The organism is Blautia sp. MSJ-36 (assembly GCF_018917985.1).
In the GTDB taxonomy this organism is placed as follows: Bacteria; Bacillota; Clostridia; order Lachnospirales; family Lachnospiraceae; genus Blautia_A.
Genome location: NZ_JAHLPQ010000015.1, coordinates 38,744 through 56,435, shown reverse-complemented (window position 1 = coordinate 56,435; position 17,692 = coordinate 38,744). Strand labels below are relative to the sequence as shown.

Here is a 17,692-nt window from a genome sequence, read left to right as displayed (position 1 = left end):
CACCCCCACAAGAGACTTACTTGATTTTGTAAAAAAATGCTTCCGAAAATTTTTCCGGAAGCATTCTTATTTATCATTCTAAAACAAATTTCTGCGTCAGTCCAGAAGCTCCTGTACCATCTCCGGGGTAAAGGTCACGGCTTTCACATGATCCACCTCGATCTGATACAGCGCATTGGCCGCGATATGCTCCGCAGCCTGCTCCAGATCACGGATTCCTGTGGTGTCCTCAAATTTCCTGATCACTGCATCCAGCGCCTCATCGGTTACAATACATTCTTCCGGCTTCAGGCTCATACGTTTCAGAACCTTCGGAAGTGCAAATCTGGAGAAGATGATCTTCTTTTCCTCCGGTGTGTAATCCGGAATGTCGATCACTGCAAAACGTGACATCAGAGGAGCACTGATCTGTGCCTTGTCATTGGCTGTGGCAATCGGATAGACACCAACGGTCGGAACCATACATTCCATATAGTTATCTGTGAAACCAAGGTTATCCAGAAGTGTCAGAAGCACATCTGCCGGATTTCCGTTGCCTTTCCCTGATGCAGCCTTGTCAAGCTCGTTGATGATAAATACCAGATTGGATTCTCCTGCCATGGAAAAAGCCTCCATGATGATTCCAGGCTTGGCATTTGCGTAGACACGGGAACTTCCGGTCAGCTGTTCCGGATCGTTAATGGAACTCATATCCAGAGTTGTCCACGGCATTTTCAGGATCCTTGCAACTGCATAGGCGATCTGAGATTTACCGGTACCTGCCGGTCCTACAAGAAGCAGTCCGTAAGCAGGAAGTGTATGGGTACGGTTGATCTGGATGATCGTTTCAATGATTCTCTGTTTTACACGTTCCATTCCATAAAGTTCCTCATCCAGGATACGACGTGCTTCCTTGGGATCAATAGACTCAAAATAATTATGTTTCCACTGAATGTTCATCATAATGGAGAGTGCTCTCTGAGCATGGCGTCTTTCCTCCTGGGAAACTTCATGGGAGCGGGCAACTGCCAGGTTTCTTCTCGCCCAGAGACGGATATTATCCGGCATGGTCTTTCCGGCACAGGTCATAAAGTCGGTGATACTCTGAATGCTGGTGAGCTTCATGTCATCACCGTCTTCTTCCTCCTCATCGTCCTGATTTACTTCTGCCGGCGCACTGCTTGCAAACAGACGCTCGATCATGAACTGAAGAAATCCATCCTCTGCAGAAAGCTTGGTACCGCCGCCAAAAGCGATCTCACGGATCTTGTAAACTGCATATCCCTCTTCTGTATTCTGTCCTGAAAGACGGATGTTGATATGATTTTCTCCGAGCCATTTGATCAGACTTGTAAAACGAGAATCGATCTTCAGGATATCTGCCGGAAAAACACCGTCCTCTTCCTTGAACTCAAATGCTGTCTGCTTTGCAGGGTTGGAAAAATATCCGCAGGAATGATGTTTCCACTCTCTTTTGCTGTTATCCAGGATCAGCACCGGTTTCTCCGGTGTGGCTTTTGTCTCATTGGAACGAAACGTTGTATATGTGCACTGGCTCTTTGTCTCATTTTTGTCTGCCGGTGCTGCACTGAAATCAAAAACTGGCATGTGCTTTACTCCTCTTTCTCTGAAAATATCTTTCGCAAGGCGGATTTTTCTATTCCACTTCGCTGTATGTTCATGAACACGATTGTTTCACGGTTTGCATTCAGTGTATCACGGATTGGAAATCTCAACAACTGGTGATCTGATTTTTTATGCATTTTTTTGCATAAAATCATGATGTTTCCTCTGCGGACTTGGCTTCGTCATTTTCCCATAAGTTGTTTAAACAATTTCGCAGTTTGCCGATTGACACTGTCTGTAAACTGTGTTATCGTGCAATTATGTTTGCTTTATATTTTTTACAAAAGCTGACACAATTACAGTACCTGTGGATTTCCTGTTTGTAAAACATGCACTCCCATTACTGTAGTTGTATTTTTTTGGAGGAGGAAATGAGAAATCAACTTTCACAGCGGGATGACTTTTATCCGCAGATCGTTAAGCTTGTCATCCCTATTATCATTCAGAACCTGCTCAGTGCAGCGGTCAATTCTGCTGACGTTATCATGCTGAACTTTGTAGGTCAGTCATCCATCTCCGCAGTTTCCCTGGCAGCGAACTATTCCAATGTCCTGTTTATGGTATACTACGGTCTTGGTACAGGTGCTACCCTGCTTTGTGCCCAGTATTATGGAAAAGGGGATTACAAAGCCATTCAGATCATTGAGGGAATTGCACTTCGTTTTTCCATGATCATCTCTATTCTTGTGGCTCTGGTTGCATTTACCATGCCGCAGATGATGATGAAACTGTTCACCAACGATCCAGAACTTCTGGCCATAGGTTCTTCTTATATACGCATTATGGGTATCACCTATATCTGCTGGGGTATGACGGAGGTTTATCTGGCCGTCCTTCGAAGTATCGGGCGGGTAACTGTCAGCATGGCCATGAATATGCTGGCTTTTGGATTGAATATCCTTTTAAACGCCACTTTTATCTTTGGCCTTTTCGGAGTTCCAAAACTTGGAGCCACCGGTGTTGCCATTGCTACCGCGCTTTCCAGAACCGTGGAACTGATCGCATGTTTTATCGTTTCCGCCTTCAGTAAAAATGTACGGCTGGATCTTCGATATATGTTTATTAAAAATAAGCTATTGTTCAGCGATTTTGTACGGCTTTCCCTGCCGGCTCTTGGCAATGATATTTCCTGGAGTGTTGGCTTTTCCATGTATTCGGTAATCCTCGGGCATCTTGGTACGGATGCGGTTGCTGCCAATTCTCTGGTTGTAGTTGTCCGTAATATCGGTACGGTTTTCTGTTTTGGTATTGCAAGCGCAGGTGGTATCCTTCTTGGAAATGTGATGGGCCAGGGAGATCTGGAGCGTTCCAAGCGTTATGCTTCCAAAACTTTGAAACTTACAGTGATCGCCGGTGCTTTTGGCGGCCTGATCGTTCTTGCTATTACACCTTTTATTATGAAGTTTGCTTCTCTGACTCCTACGGCTATACATTATCTGAAGTATATGCTTCTGATCAACTGTTATTACGTTATGGGAACTGCAGTAAATACAACCTTGATCGCCGGTGTATTCCGTGCAGGCGGTGATACGAAGTTTGGCCTGATCTGTGATACGATCGATATGTGGGTATATGCAGTGCCCCTTGGATTCTTCGCCGCGTTTGTACTGAAGCTGCCGGTTATGTGGGTGTATTTTCTGCTCTGTACAGATGAGTTTGTGAAGTGGCCTTGGGTTATTAAGAGGTATCTTAGTGGAAAATGGGCTAAGAATATTACCCGTGAGGATATATTTGAGAATAATAAATAGAATATTGGGTGGATGTGGAATATTGACTTTTACTGACAAACGTACGCAGGAGAGCGCCCACGTTCGCCTCCGTCCCCTTCCAGTTTGAAATGCCAGCCCGGGAGACAGTATCTGGCTGGCTCTGCTTCTGCAGGAGGGGTGCGTTTCTTAGACGGTGGGAATCTGCGTTGTTTTTCAAAAGTTCGCTGTTTGAGCGAAGCGAGTTCGGACTTTTGGAAAACGGTTTTAGCAGATTTCCGGCGTCTTAGAAGCCAGCCCCCGACGAAGCCGCAGAGCCGGACAGATACTGTCTCCCGGGCGTCCGTTCATCCGCCAATACTACCGCAGCCGCCCAACTATCCGTTCCGTCAACTGCTCCACCGCCATCTGCACCTCCCGGATCTCCTCCGCAGAAATCCCATTTTTATGAAATCCCCCAGTACAAACCACTCTCTTTCCAAGCTCCTTCGAAATCTTCTCCGCCATCCACCGGCAGACAACCTCATCCTTATGCCCCGGAAAATTCAAAACCGAAGAAGTCGCACTCACACTACCATCTCCTGAAAGGGATTCCCTTGGTTCCGTCTGCACCACACACCCCAGATGCGGCCTCTCTCCGCCCTGCAGACAAAGAAGCACATCCTCACCGATCAATGCAGCACTGATCTCCAGCTGGCATCCAGCAGCCACCACACACTCCGTCACAATCCATTCCATCTACGATACTCCTTCGCTTCAATCCCAAACGGCTCCAGAAGCTTCGCCGCAATATGATAAACCATATCATCAATACACTCCGGCCTATGATAAAACGTCATCATCGGCGGAATGATCCTCACCCCCGGGAGCATAGAAAGCTCATAAAGATTCCGAAGATGAATTCCGCTTAAAGGCGTTTCCCTGGCAGCCAGTACCAGCGTTCTCTGTTCTTTGATCGTCACATCCGCCGCACGCAGGATCAGATTATCCGCATAACCACTGTGGATACCAGCAATCGTTTTCATACTGCAGGGCACGATCAGCATCCCCTCTGTTTTAAAAGAACCACTGGCCGGTTTTGCCCCGATCTCCTCCGGTGCACACACATGATCTGCCAGCCGTTTCACATCATCCACTTCCAGCTCTGTCTCCTGCCGGAGAGTCAGCTCTGCGCTGGAACTCATGATCAGATAAGACTCAAAATCCGGATCTTCCCGGATAATCTCCAGACATTTTACAAGGAGCGGCAGGCCACTTGCACCTGTCGCACCAACTATAATTCTCTTTTTCATTTTTTCAGCCATTTCTCCGGATCCAGTTCCATAAAACGTGCTCTGTGGAAACGATCTTTCAGATCATACGGCACAGTGCAGTCAAAGATTGTTTTGCACGCAATTCCATGATCCCGGATGCTTGGTGAAAACGCCGGATCATTGGACGGATCAAGGGGATGGCATCGAACACCCGGAATGGTGATCACATCCACATCCCCCTGGAATCTTGTGTTCATCGCCCAGAGCACATCATTCATATCAAAGCAATCCACATCTTCATCTACAAGGAACACATTTTTCAGCTCACTGAATGCGGAAAAGGCAAGAAGTGCAGCCTGCCGCTGTCTGCCCTCATCACTGGGTGAAAGCTTCTTAAACTGAAGAACAGCCATGTATTTTCCGCCACCGGCACTGCAGCAGTATACATTCTGAAGTCTTCCCGGCATCGCCTTTTCCACCATGCCATAGATGCTGGCCTCTGTAGGGATTCCTGCCATGGAAACATGTTCCTCACTTGGTCCGATACAGGTCTGCATGATCGGAGCCCCACGATGAGTTACAGCAGTTACTTTGATCAGCCAGCACTGGTCACTTGCAGGTCCGGTATATCCAGGAAACTCCGGCATAGCGTATCCGGTGTTGCTGTTCTGATCTTCTTTTACACGCACACCAGGGATCACTTCTCCCTCAATTACATATTCCGCATTGGCAATGGCTCTCTCATTAACTGTCACACATTTACAAAGTTCCACCGGCTCTCCACGCAGCGCACCGGCTACAGACAGTTCATCATATCCCAGTGGTGTTGTAGGCGGCTCAAAGCAGGAACCGATCTCAATAGCAGGATCAACTCCGATACTGATAGAGATCGGAAGCTTCTGTCCCAGTTCCTCAGCACGCTCCGCCATAGCTCCGATATGTCTTGCTCCCGGTGTAAAGAAAATGGAAAGCTCATCTTTTCCCTGAATGCAGAGACGGTGAATCGTTACATCATGAACTCCTGTATCCGGGTGTGTGGCATAGCACATGCCAAGTGTGATATACGGACCTGCATCATCCGGCGTATTGGTTGGTGCTGGAACCAGTTTATAAAGGTCAAAATCCGGATCTGTTGCCTTATGCACTACCTGCTGGCACGGTGCATCCCCTTTAAAATCTACCGGTGGAATAGGATTCTCCACACTTTTACAGAGCATCTTTCCAAGATTTTCCGGCCGGGTATCAAGCAAAGCGGCAACTCTCTTTCTACTTGCCAGAAGACCGATGGCCACCTTTGCATCCGGATGTCCTTTCACATGATTAAAGATCATGGCAGGACCTTCTTTTGTAGGACGCTTTACCGTTCCGCCGGCTCCTACATAGCGGTATACCCCTGCAAGTTCTGCCATCGGATCTACTTCCACATCTGTCTCGATCAGCTGATCCGGCATCTGTTCCAGAAGTGCCAGGGCACTTCTTAAATCTCTTACTTTCTCTGCCATAAAAAACCTCCTGCATTCTCTTTATTTTCTGAAGTTATTTTATCTCTTTTTCACATGGTGAATCAATTCTTTCTATGGTATAATTGTTTCCAATATGGAATGATTAATTAAAAGGCAGGTGTTATCATGACTCTTGAACAGATCGACTATTTTATCTGTGCAGCCCAGTCCCGGACTTTTTTTGATGCAGCGGAAACCATGCATATCTCCCAATCCTCCCTTTCCAAACAGATCATGAAACTGGAAAAAGAACTGGAACTTACCCTGTGGGACCGCAGCAAACGCACAGCTGTGCTTACTCCTGCAGGAGAGTTTTTTTACAAAGAAGCACTTAAAATTTCCAGACAGTACCATCGTTCCATGGAAGCAGTGTCCCATTTTAAGGACAGTGAATCCCTGACCCTTCATATCGGAACACTTCCTTTTCTCTCCCAGTACCATCTTACTTCTGTGATCCACAGTTTCTGCGCCGCACATCCGGAGCTTTCTTTCTCTCTGAAGGAGGTGGAAGATCAGGAACTTCTCTCCGGTCTTGAAAAAAATCTTTTCGATCTGATTTTTGTACGGAAGCACATGCTGGATCTGAAACTTTATACTTTTCACGTTCTCACAGAAGACCGGTTGGTTGCCGTACTTCCCAAAAATCATCCTTCTGCGTCCAAAAAAACGGTCTCTCTTACTGAACTGAAAAGGGAAATTTTTATCCTGATGCCCCCACACACTTCCATTTACCGTTTCTGCATGCAAAGTTTTCATGATGCAGGGATCCATCCTCAGATCCTGCGTACTGCCCGTGCAGAATCCATCGTCAGCGCAGTGGAAATTGGTGAAGGAATCAGTCTTCTTACAGAAAGCAGCTTTCAGCTTTTCCGTCAGCCTTCTCTTGCTGCAGTCCCGATTAACGGACTGGAAAAATTATCCGTTGGAGTTGCCCATAAAAAAAATATGGCTCTCACATCTTCCGCAGAATGTTTTCTGCAGTATGTGAAAAGCCATATATAAAATATTTTTTCTATAATCCAAGCATCATTCCCACACCATGTACAACAAATGCAACGATCCATGCAGTGGCACACTGCATCAGTGCAATACCTGCTGCGGCCCTTACGGTTCCCATCTCTCTCCGCACAGTTGCAATAGCTGCAACACAAGGTGTATAGAGCAAAGTAAAGATCAAAAATACATAAGCAGTAAACGGAGTAAACAAAGTCTGAAGCAATGCCGTCTTTCCGCCCAGAAGAACTGTCAGCGTTGACACAACACTCTCTTTTGCCATAAAGCCGGTAATCAATGCTGTGGATACTCTCCAGTCACCAAAGCCCAGTGGGGCAAAAAGTGGTGCCACAATACTTCCGATCTTTGCCAGAAGGCTCTGATCTGCACTGGAAACCAGATGCAGGCCTGCATCAAAGTTCTGCAGGAACCATACGATCAGCGTTGCCGCAAAAATAATGGTAAATGCTTTCTGAATGAAACCCTTTGCTTTCTCCCAGATCAGCTGTCCCACACTTTTTGCAGAGGGAAGACGATAGTTTGGGAGCTCCATGACAAATGGTACCGGCTCACCTTTATATTTGGTTTTCTTCAGGATCAGCGCATACAGAATACCACAAAGGATACCTGCAAAATAAAGACTGATCATCACAACGCCTCTCCACTGTTTCGGGAAAAAAGCACTGGTAAGAAGTCCGTAAATTGGAAGCTTGGCACTGCAGCTCATAAAAGGAGTCAGCAAAATCGTCATCTTCCGGTCACGTTCACTGGACAGTGTTCTTGTTGCCATAATAGCAGGTACGGAACATCCAAATCCGATCAGCATCGGCACAAAACTTCTTCCGGAAAGTCCGATCTTTCGAAGAAGTTTGTCCATAACAAAAGCCACCCTGGCCATATATCCGGTATCTTCCAAAATTGACAGGAAGAAAAACAAAGTAACAATGGTGGGAAGAAATCCAATTACACTTCCGATACCACTTAAAATTCCATCTACAACCAGGGACTGCAGTACTGAGCTGACACCTGCTGCTGCCAGTCCCTTGCCGATAAGAGCAATTACCCAGTCCACAGCCATGGTCATTCCATCCGAAAGCCAGGCTCCCAGATAATTAAACGTCATCACAAATACAAAAGCCATAATTCCCACGAAACAGGGAATCGCTGTATATTTTCCGGTGAGGATACGATCTATGGCTACACTTCGTTTATGTTCCCGGCTTTCTGCCGGTTTTACCACAGTTTTTTCACAGAGCTTTTCAATAAAATCAAAGCGCATGTTCGCAAGCGCTGCCTCACGGTCCAGGCCCCCATCTTTTTCCATGACATGTACCAGCTCACCAAGGACCTTTTTTTCCCCTTCAGGCAAAGCCAGACGTTCTTCGATGAGCGGATCTTTCTCCACGATCTTTGTAGCTGCAAAACGCACAGGGAGTCCTGCTTTTTTTACATAGGGTTCGATCAGATGAACGGTTGCATGGATACATCTGTGAAGCGCACCTACCGGATCCTTCGGTGACTGATTGTCCGTACAGAAATCAATTCTTCCCGGTGCTTCTCTATATCTTGCAACATGAATCGCATGATCGATCAGCTCATCGATTCCCTCATTCTTTACTGCTGAGATTGGAACAACCGGTATACCCAGGATCTCCTCCAACTCATTGATCCGGACAGAGCCTCCATTTGCCCTTACCTCATCCATCATATTTAACGCCAGCACCATTGGAATTCCGAGTTCCATCAGCTGCATGGTAAGATAAAGATTTCTTTCAATATTGGAAGCATCTACTATATTAATGATTCCTGTAGGTTTCTCATTCAGCAGAAAATCCCTTGTTACGATCTCCTCGCTGGAATACGGAGAAAGTGAATAAATTCCGGGAAGATCCGTCACTGTCGCCTCCGGATGTCTCCGGATACTGCCTTCTTTCTTGTCAACAGTTACACCTGGAAAGTTTCCAACATGCTGATTGGAACCAGTCAGCTGATTAAAAAGTGTTGTCTTTCCACAGTTCTGATTACCTGCCAGGGCAAACGTGATCGGTTCTCCCTTGGGGATCGTGTCCCCAATCCGGTTCTTACGGTAATCACGGGCCTTTCCAAGCTCTCCAACGCCAGGATGGGCAATTGGCTGATGCCGTTCGCTCTCTTTCTTCGTTTCTGTCATCGATTCGATCCCAACGATCTCAATCTTTGCAGCTTCTGCCAGCCGCAATGTCAGCTCATATCCACGCAGCACAAGCTGTACCGGATCTCCCATAGGAGCGGTTTTACGAAGGGACACCTCTGTCCCTGGTGTAAGCCCCATGTCCAGAAGATGATGTCTCAGCTCCCCCTCGCCACGAACACTGATAATTCTGCCACATTCTCCAGTCTTTAATTTGTCCAGTGTCATATCGTCACCTCATCATAAGTACAATTTATATGGTAATACAGCTGTCTGTATTATCCACTGGTATAAATGTAACACACTTCAAGTTGTTTGACAATAACTGATTAATCTGATAAGTTTTATATAAATAACATTAATTTATGAGTTATTTATCATTAACATTTTTATTTTTTCTCATTTTAATTTAATTTAAATTTAACAGACAAGAAACTGTATCTTTTCAGCAAACATCTTCTAACATATTCTCCTCACTAAAAAAGCACAAACGACATATTACCTGTCGTCTGTGCTCTCTTATTACTTTGAATTTGTTTCAAAAAATTCTTACTCACCGATCAGCCAGTTATACATCTCTTCATACTGACGTGCGGAATTATTCCAGGAGAAGTCTGCTGCCATGGCACGATCTACCAGTTTATTCCACTCGCGCTTCTTATCGTAATATACACTCTCCGCATAACGGATCGTAGCAAGCATCTCATGTGCATTGTAATTTACGAAGGAAAATCCGGTTCCTGTTCCCTCAAATTCATTGTACGGAACAACGGTATCTTTCAGACCGCCGGTCTCTCTGACGATCGGAAGGGTTCCATAACGAAGGCTCATCAGCTGGCTTAAACCGCATGGCTCAAACAGTGACGGCATCAGGAATGCATCAGATGCTGCATAAATTCTGTGAGACATTGCCTCATCATAGTAGATCTGTGCGGAAACCTTGCCATGGTATTTCCAGTCAAAGTGGCGGAACATATTCTCATAACGTTCCTCACCGGTACCAAGAGCAACGATCTGAACTGCATCCTGGCACAGCTCGTCCATGATATAAGCGATCAGGTCAAATCCCTTCTGGTCTGTAAGACGGGATACGATACCGATCATCATGGCCTTCGGATCCTGCTCAAGTCCAAGATCTTTCTGAAGCTGGATCTTGTTCTTGATCTTCTCCTTGCGGAAATTCTTGGCATTGTAATTTCTGGTGATGTTCGGATCTGTCTCCGGATTAAATTCATTGTAATCAATACCATTTACAATACCGCGCAGGCTGTTGGCTCTCGCATTGAGAAGACCATCCAGCTTCTCACCGTAGAACGGTGTCTTGATCTCTTCCGCATAAGTATTACTTACTGTGGTGATGGCATCTGCAAATACCATACCGCCTTTCAGGAAGTTTGCATCCTTGTATGCTTCCAGTTTATCCGGTGCAAAGTAGTAATCAGAAAGTCCTGTAATATCCTTAACAGTCTTAACATCCCATACACCCTGGAATTTCAGGTTATGTATTGTCATAACAGTCTTGATTCCGCGGAAGAATTCATTTTCCTGGAAAGAATCGTGAAGATAAACCGGAACAAGTCCTGTCTGCCAGTCATGACAGTGAATGATATCCGGTCTGAATCCGATCACCGGAAGAACGGATAACACAGCCTTGGAAAAGAAAGCAAATTTCTCAAGATCCCATGGTGCGCTGTCATATGGTTTCGGACCGCTGAAATAATATTCATTGTCAATAAAGTAGAACTGAATTCCGTCGTACTGCATCTGCATGATTCCCACATAGCAGTTCTTGAATCCCAGATCCATATAAAAATGGGTCACATACTCCATTTTATCTTTCCATTCCTGTTTCATGCAGGCATATTTCGGTAAGATTACGCGGATATCAAAATATTTTTTGTCAAAGCACTTAGGCAGTGAGCCGGCAACATCAGCAAGTCCTCCTGTTTTAATAAAAGGTACTGCTTCTGATGTAGCAAACAGAATTTTTTTCATCTGTATTCCCCTCCCTGGGTACACCCGTTTTTATTTATAATTATACTCCAAAATTCATTCAATTTAAAGACCGATTTTTATATTCCAGTCTGATTTTATCCGCGATCAGTGCTATGAATTCTGAATTCGTGGGTTTCCCTTTTCCGGTGCTTACGGTATATCCAAATAATTCATCAATTGTATCCATTTTTCCACGGCTCCACGCCACCTCAATTGCATGGCGGATAGCCCGTTCCACTCTGCTTGGCGTCGTCTGGTGACGCTTGGCAATGGTCGGATACAGTATTTTGGTAATGGAGTTCAGCATTTCCATATCATTTACAGATAAAATAATCGCATCTCTGAGATACTGATAACCTTTAATATGCGCCGGAACACCAATTTCGTGAATAATATTTGTCACATCGGTTTCCAGATTTCTCTCCGGTTTCCGTTCTCTCTTTTCTGCGATATTCGGTCTGCTGATCTCCCGAATTCTTCTGTCTCCAGCTCTCCGGATATGTTTAATCCGGTTCAGAAGCATGGTGTTATCAAAAGGCTTCAGCACGTAATAGTCTGCTCCCAGACTGAATGCATCCTCCGTGATCCTTTCCTGTCCAACTGCGGATACTACGATAAACACAGGAACTTTACTGCCACTGGTGTCATGGGAGAATTTCTCCATCACGGACAACCCGTCCATTTTCGGCATGATAATATCCAATATCACCACGTCCGGTTCCTTATCTTTTATAATGTTACAGATTTCTTCTCCGTTGTGTGCTTTTCCGACCAGTTCAAGGTCTTTATCTTCTTCGATCATCTGACCCAGCATATCTGCCATTTTTGTGTTATCGTCTGCAATTGCTACATTTAATTTGTCCATGAGGACATTCCCTCCTAACTTCTATCTCCTTCAATTTCCAGACCTACCCCGTATGACCGTCTGCAGAAATTAATATTCTACCCTTTTCACCCTTGTTTTCTGCCTACGGTTTCTTTTTCCCCTCTGCTGGCGACAAAATTATTATAGTGGAAATCCTATGCCGAAATCAAGATAAAAGTTGGTACTTTTCCTTATTTTCGTACGATATTTTTCGACATTTTATTTGGTTTATATCACAAAATTCACTTTACAGACACTTTTCCTCACAATGATCTACTTTTTTCTTACATAAAAAAGAGGCACTTTTCCTGTGTTTTTACAGCATTTTTCCGCGCCTCTTTTTCTGATTATGCCACATCCATCATATTTTCAATAAAAATTCCATACCCACTCGTGGAATCCTGTACAAAAACATGTGTTACCGCACCAAAGAGCTTTCCATTCTGAAGCACAGGGCTACCGGACATTCCCTGGACAATCCCGCCTGTTTTTTCCAGAAGTTCTTTGTCCGTAATCTGAATCACGAAGCTTTTGTTGGAATCTTCATGATTCAGATCGATCCTGGTGATCTCTGCCGCATACTCTTTTACCTCGCCATCTGTGCAGCAGAAAACAGATGCAGGTCCGGTTTTCAGATCCTGCTTGTACCCTATGGGAACTTTCTCCAGATTCATATTTTTCAGCTGACTGGCCTCCATCGTTCCAAAAATACCGTTTTTTCTGTTTTCAGAAATCTCTCCCAGGATATTGCCGGCTTCGTATCGAATCAACCCGGAAAGTTCTCCGGGATTTCCTTTTTCTCCTTTCCGGATTCCAAGGATCTGAGCATCATACAGATTTCCGTCTGCGATACTTAAGAGTTCGCCTGTGTCCACATCGCTGATCCCATGACCAAGAGCACCGAATCTTCCCTCTTCATCCACATAAGTTAATGTTCCGATTCCCTGCGTATCATCCCTCACCCAGATCCCCAATTTGTATTTCCCCTCCTCATCTTTCACCGGAGTTAAAGACAGAGGGATCGTTTCTTTTCCCCGACGAACCTTCAGTGTCACAGATTCCCCGTCAAGATCAGCCAGATCTTCCAGAAGATCCTGCTTACACTGGATCCGGTTCTGATTAAAAGCCACAATATAATCTCCCGGTTTTACAATGTCCCGGGCAGGTTCTTCCGTCTCGCCGCTTTCTGAGAGGATCTCACCTGTATCAATGATCAGAACGCCTTTTGTCTGCATATAAATGCCCACTGCAGTTCCACTTACGTATACTTCTTTTGCAGTTGTATGTTTTACTTTCACATCCTTAAAAGGAATCACTCCCAACACTCTGCAGTGCAAAGTATAGCTGTCTTTTCCTGAGACTGCAATGGCATCATCAAAGCTGACAAAAGGGCGCTTAAGAAGGCTGGCCACCTCCCGGCTGTTCTCGTGCTCCACCAGGATCTGATCCGGAATCTTCCGGTCCAGAATCCGGTAGCCCAGCCATCCCATCAGCATCAGATCCAGTGCAAGAAATGCCAGGATCAGATAACGGTACTTCCTTTTTCTGTTCATCATACGTCACATCCTTTGTATTTTTTTAACAAGGGGCTATTTGCAATCCACATTCGGTTAAAAAAGAGGACTGACCTTCCGGCCGTCCTCTCTTAGTATGTAACGTATGAATTATTTCAGTCTTGTATTTTTTTGTTGCTGTGCCAATTCCTTCATTTCTCTCGCATTTTCAAGAACAGCCGGTGTGATCTGGGCGCCACCCAGAAGTCTTGCAAGCTCACGAACAGATTCCTCTCCTTCAAGAGGATGGATCTGGGTGATGGTCTCTGTTCCTTCCACATGTTTCTCAATCTCAAAATGGGTATCCGCCATTGCCGCAATCTGTGGAAGATGGGTGATACAAAGCACCTGTCTGTGCTGTCCGATCACAGCCATTTTTTCGGATACTTTCTGTGCGGTACGGCCGCTGATTCCTGTATCGATCTCATCGAAGATCAGCGTATCAATCTGATCCTTATCTGCAAGGATCGCCTTGATGGCAAGCATAATCCTGGAAAGCTCTCCACCGGATACGATCTGCCCCAGCGGTTTTCTGCTCTCACCCGGGTTTGTGGAAATCTCGTATTCTACCGTATCATAACCATTGTCTGTATAATTTTTTCTGCGGTCAAAACGGATGGAAAAATCCACATCCTCAAAATTCAGCTCCTTCAGTCCGTCGATGATTTTTTCATCCAGCTGTTTACTGTATTCTTTCCGGATTTCTGAAAGTTCATGCGAAACTTCTTCGAGAACCTTTTCTGCCTGTACAAGTTTTTCTTTCAGAAACTGGAAATTTTCTTCAAATTTTTGAAGTTTTTCCAGTTTTTCCTGCTGTTCCTTCTGATAAGACAAAATTTCCGGGATCGTCTGGCCGTATTTTGTCTTCAGGCCATTGATCAAATCCAGACGTTTTTCTGTTTCAAAAAAAGTTTCTTCATCAAAAGTAAGGCTGTCCATATAAGAGGACAGATCCCGGCAGAAGTCACTGAGAAGAGAATCGATCTCTCCAAGGGCTTCCTGTAAAGGTGCAAGTTCCTTATCGTAATCCACAATTCTGGAAAACTCTTTCAATGCGTTTCCGGTCATGTCCGCGGCACCCTGTTCATATCCGGTCAGCCCGTGAACCATCTGTGCGGTTTCCATGATCCTTCTGGCATTGCTCAGTTTCCGGTAACGGTCTTCCAACATTTCATCCTCGCCCGGAACAAGAGCTGCTTCTTCGATCTCGTTGATCTCAAATTCCAGAAAGGCTTTTTCCCGGTTACGCTGTTCCTCATCCATGTCCAGCGCTTTCAGCTGATCCATACAGTTCCGATACTCCCGGTAAGCTTCCCGGACCTTCTCCCTAGCCGGAAGGATCCGTTCTTTTCCGTATACATCCAGGATCGCCAGCTGGCGGTCACCGTAAAGAAGGGACTGATGCTCATGCTGTCCGTGAATGTCCAGAAGGCAGGCTGCTGCCGCTTTCATCTGGCTGACTGTGCTTGTCTCTCCGTTGATCTTGTTGATACTTCTGCCGTCCATGATCTTACGGGACATCAGCACCTGTCCGTCCTCCGGATAGATGTCAAGCGCCGCAAGGGACTCTCTGGCTTTCGTGTTTTCAACCTGAAATAACAGCTCTACCAGGGCATAGGAAGCATTTTCGCGGATCATGCTTCTGGAAGTTTTTCCGCCCAGGATGAGCTGTATGGATCCTAACAGGATGGATTTTCCGGCTCCGGTCTCACCGGTTAAAATGTTTAATCCCGGTCCGAATTCCACCTCTGTTTCCTCTATCAGTGCAAGATTTTTTACATGCAGATGTACTAACATTGGTTTCCTTTCTGGTATAAAGTGTCTACATATTCTGTCATTTTATTTTCCACGGGATAAGATCCCGCCAAGCTTCTGTACTACTCCCGGTGCCTGCTCGGAAGTTTTTACCACACACATGATGGTATCATCTCCGGCAATGCACCCCAGAATCTCCGGCCATTTCATGGCATCAAGAGCTGCTGCCGCTGCCATGGCCATTCCGGGAATCGTTTTTACCACTACGATATTCTGTCCGATATTCATGGAAATTACTGCATCTTTCAGGACTCTGGAATATTTATCACTTAACACATCCGGTGTGTGTTCTTCCAGGATCGCATATCTGGATTTTCCGTTGCTGCCTGCAACTTTTGTCATCTTCAGAGCCCGGATGTCTCTGGATACGGTAGCCTGTGTAACCTTGAAACCGGCCTCATTCAGTCTTGCCGCAAGTTCTTCCTGTGTATCGATCTCGTACTGACGGATCAGTTCGATAATTTTTTCATGTCTTGCTACTTTCAAAATTGAACCTCCTGCATCAGCTGTTACTCATTTTCTGTCTCAGAACCTCCACAAAGCTCAGATGGTTCAGCTTGAGGATCTTTGTCCTGACTGTGGCTTTCCGGATGACGATCCGGTCACCGGTGACCATGGATATCTGCGTATCCCCGTCAAAAGATGCCACCGCTTTCTCAATGGTATTATGTCTTCCCTCGCCGATCTCCACAGTAACCGCCTCTTCCCCGGAGAGAATGATACTTCGGGTATTCATGGTGTGGGGTGCAATGGGTGTCATGATCATCATACTGGCACTTGGGGAAACCACCGGGCCTCCTGCTGACAGGCTGTATCCGGTGGAACCGGTTGGCGTGGAGATGATGATTCCATCCGCATTATAGGAATTCATATATGAATCATCGACATAATTTTTGAAACGAATCACACGGAGATGTCCCTCTCTTCCGATCACAATATCGTTTAACGCGATATCTTTTCCGATCAGCTCTTCTCCCCGATAGATCTTTCCTTCCAGCATCATTCGCTCTTCCAACTCATAATCGTCAGTCAGAAGTCGATCCAGCGCCGGATATACGGAATTTTTGTCCACCTCTGCAAGAAATCCCAGAGTTCCCAGATTGATTCCGAGAAGAGGGATATCCAGATGCACCACATCCCTTGCAGCCTGCAAAAGCGTTCCGTCTCCGCCCAGTACGATAATACACTGTGTATCCTGTGGGATCCCATCCGGATCTGTATAATGATACGGTCCTTCCATTTTTTCGGTAATTTTCTGCACGTGGCACCTGGCACCATGTTCTTCCAGATAGTCGATGATCATATTGGAAAATGTCAGTTCCGGATCCTTGGCACTGTTTGGAATTATATAAAATCTGTCCATATTGCTTCAGTCCTTTCCAAACATCAGTCCAGCTGTCCGTGGGCTTCCTTTACCACATCCTCTACGGATACGTCAAGACTCATAGGCACTTCGGTTCCTTCCGGATGTTTTTTGAGGTGAAGGAGATATTCAATATTTCCCTCCGGTCCCTTGATCGGGGAAAAAGAAAGATGACAGGGTTCCATGGCAATGCTCATGGCATAATCCCGTACCTTTTCAATGACTTCCTCATGGACTTTCGGATCACGGACAACACCTTTTTTTCCAACTTTTTCTCTGCCTGCCTCAAACTGCGGTTTGATGAGACATACGATCTCTCCGTCTTCTGTGAGAAGATTTCTTACAGGAAGAAGAACTTTTGTCAGGGAGATGAAAGAAACATCGATGGAAGAAAATGCTGCCGGTACCTCCAGATCTTCCGGTACCACATAACGGATGTTTGTCTTTTCCATGCATACGACTCTCGGATCATTCCGGAGTTTCCAGTCCAGCTGTCCGTATCCCACATCAATGGAATAGACTTTGACTGCTCCGTTCTGAAGCATACAGTCTGTGAAACCACCGGTGGATGCTCCTACATCCATACATACTTTATCATTCAGCGTTACGCCGAAATTTTTCATGGCTTTCTCAAGTTTCAGTCCGCCTCTGCTGACATAGGGAAGCGTTTTTCCTCTTACCTCCAGCTTGGCAGTTTCCGCAAACATGGAGCCTGCCTTGTCCTCTTTCTGGCCGTTAACGTATACTTCTCCGGCCATAATATAAGCTTTTGCTTTTTCCCGTGACGGTGCAAGTCCCTGTTCCACCATCATGATATCCAGTCTTTTTTTCATGTTATCCTCCAACAGCCCGGCTTTTTATGTGCCGGGCTG

The 17,692-nt window shown here is 45.6% G+C and carries 14 protein-coding genes; 2 read left to right on the top strand and 12 right to left on the bottom strand.

Going from position 1 to position 17,692, the window contains the following annotated elements; genetic code table 11:
- Nucleotides 1-96: 96 nt before the first annotated feature.
- Nucleotides 97-1,587, bottom strand: coding sequence for an AAA family ATPase (locus KQI39_RS11300; RefSeq protein ID WP_216418435.1), 1,491 nt, complete (start codon nucleotides 1,585-1,587; stop codon nucleotides 97-99).
- Nucleotides 1,588-1,976: 389 nt separating this feature from the next.
- On the opposite strand from KQI39_RS11300, the gene KQI39_RS11295 reads away from it, so the two are divergent.
- Nucleotides 1,977-3,353 carry an MATE family efflux transporter gene (locus KQI39_RS11295; protein ID WP_216418433.1) on the top strand — a complete coding sequence of 459 codons (1,377 nt, stop codon included), beginning with the start codon at nucleotides 1,977-1,979 and terminating at the stop codon, nucleotides 3,351-3,353.
- A 318-nt stretch (nucleotides 3,354-3,671) separates the two neighbouring features.
- On the opposite strand, the gene KQI39_RS11290 is transcribed toward KQI39_RS11295, so the two are convergent.
- The 3 genes from KQI39_RS11290 to KQI39_RS11280 are packed head-to-tail and all read right to left on the bottom strand — an operon-like array spanning nucleotide 3,672 to nucleotide 6,066.
- Nucleotides 3,672-4,049, bottom strand: coding sequence for a prenylated flavin chaperone LpdD (locus tag KQI39_RS11290; RefSeq protein ID WP_148446618.1), 378 nt, complete (start codon nucleotides 4,047-4,049; stop codon nucleotides 3,672-3,674).
- Nucleotides 4,034-4,603 (bottom strand): UbiX family flavin prenyltransferase, encoded by a 570-nt coding sequence (locus tag KQI39_RS11285; RefSeq protein WP_173761945.1) that lies wholly within the window; start codon nucleotides 4,601-4,603, stop codon nucleotides 4,034-4,036. Before KQI39_RS11285 ends, KQI39_RS11290 begins: the two co-directional genes overlap by 16 nt.
- Nucleotides 4,600-6,066, bottom strand: coding sequence for a UbiD family decarboxylase (locus KQI39_RS11280; RefSeq protein WP_216418431.1), 1,467 nt, complete (start codon nucleotides 6,064-6,066; stop codon nucleotides 4,600-4,602). Before KQI39_RS11280 ends, KQI39_RS11285 begins: the two co-directional genes overlap by 4 nt.
- Nucleotides 6,067-6,192: 126 nt before the next feature.
- Between KQI39_RS11280 and KQI39_RS11275 the strand changes: the two genes are divergently transcribed.
- Entirely contained in the window at nucleotides 6,193-7,068 is an 876-nt protein-coding gene (locus tag KQI39_RS11275; protein WP_216418429.1) for a LysR family transcriptional regulator, read from the top strand.
- Between the two features lie 10 nt (nucleotides 7,069-7,078).
- Here the strand turns inward: KQI39_RS11275 and feoB are convergent, their stop codons facing one another.
- From feoB to KQI39_RS11235, 8 genes are all read right to left on the bottom strand, one after another.
- Entirely contained in the window at nucleotides 7,079-9,457 is a 2,379-nt protein-coding gene (gene feoB, locus KQI39_RS11270; protein WP_216418426.1) for a ferrous iron transport protein B, read from the bottom strand.
- 321 nt (nucleotides 9,458-9,778) lie between these two features.
- Nucleotides 9,779-11,224 carry a glycogen synthase GlgA gene (gene glgA, locus KQI39_RS11265; RefSeq protein ID WP_216418424.1) on the bottom strand — a complete coding sequence of 482 codons (1,446 nt, stop codon included), beginning with the start codon at nucleotides 11,222-11,224 and terminating at the stop codon, nucleotides 9,779-9,781.
- Nucleotides 11,225-11,282: 58 nt separating this feature from the next.
- Entirely contained in the window at nucleotides 11,283-12,089 is an 807-nt protein-coding gene (gene spo0A / locus KQI39_RS11260) for a sporulation transcription factor Spo0A (protein ID WP_148446629.1), read from the bottom strand.
- A 347-nt stretch (nucleotides 12,090-12,436) separates the two neighbouring features.
- The gene (spoIVB, locus tag KQI39_RS11255) at nucleotides 12,437-13,645 is read right to left on the bottom strand and encodes a SpoIVB peptidase (protein ID WP_253293152.1); all 1,209 of its coding nucleotides are present in this window, start codon (nucleotides 13,643-13,645) and stop codon (nucleotides 12,437-12,439) included.
- Nucleotides 13,646-13,753: 108 nt separating this feature from the next.
- Nucleotides 13,754-15,439: a DNA repair protein RecN gene (recN, locus tag KQI39_RS11250; protein ID WP_216418422.1), complete on the bottom strand. Its 1,686-nt coding sequence runs from the start codon at nucleotides 15,437-15,439 to the stop codon at nucleotides 13,754-13,756.
- Nucleotides 15,440-15,481: 42 nt separating this feature from the next.
- A complete protein-coding gene (gene argR / locus KQI39_RS11245) occupies nucleotides 15,482-15,943 on the bottom strand; it encodes an arginine repressor (protein WP_118063042.1) in 462 nt (153 codons plus the stop codon).
- A gap of 16 nt (nucleotides 15,944-15,959) precedes the next feature.
- The gene (locus tag KQI39_RS11240; RefSeq protein ID WP_216418419.1) at nucleotides 15,960-16,820 is read right to left on the bottom strand and encodes an NAD(+)/NADH kinase; all 861 of its coding nucleotides are present in this window, start codon (nucleotides 16,818-16,820) and stop codon (nucleotides 15,960-15,962) included.
- Between the two features lie 23 nt (nucleotides 16,821-16,843).
- Nucleotides 16,844-17,653, bottom strand: coding sequence for a TlyA family RNA methyltransferase (locus tag KQI39_RS11235; protein ID WP_216418417.1), 810 nt, complete (start codon nucleotides 17,651-17,653; stop codon nucleotides 16,844-16,846).
- Between the last annotated feature and the right edge of the window lie 39 nt (nucleotides 17,654-17,692).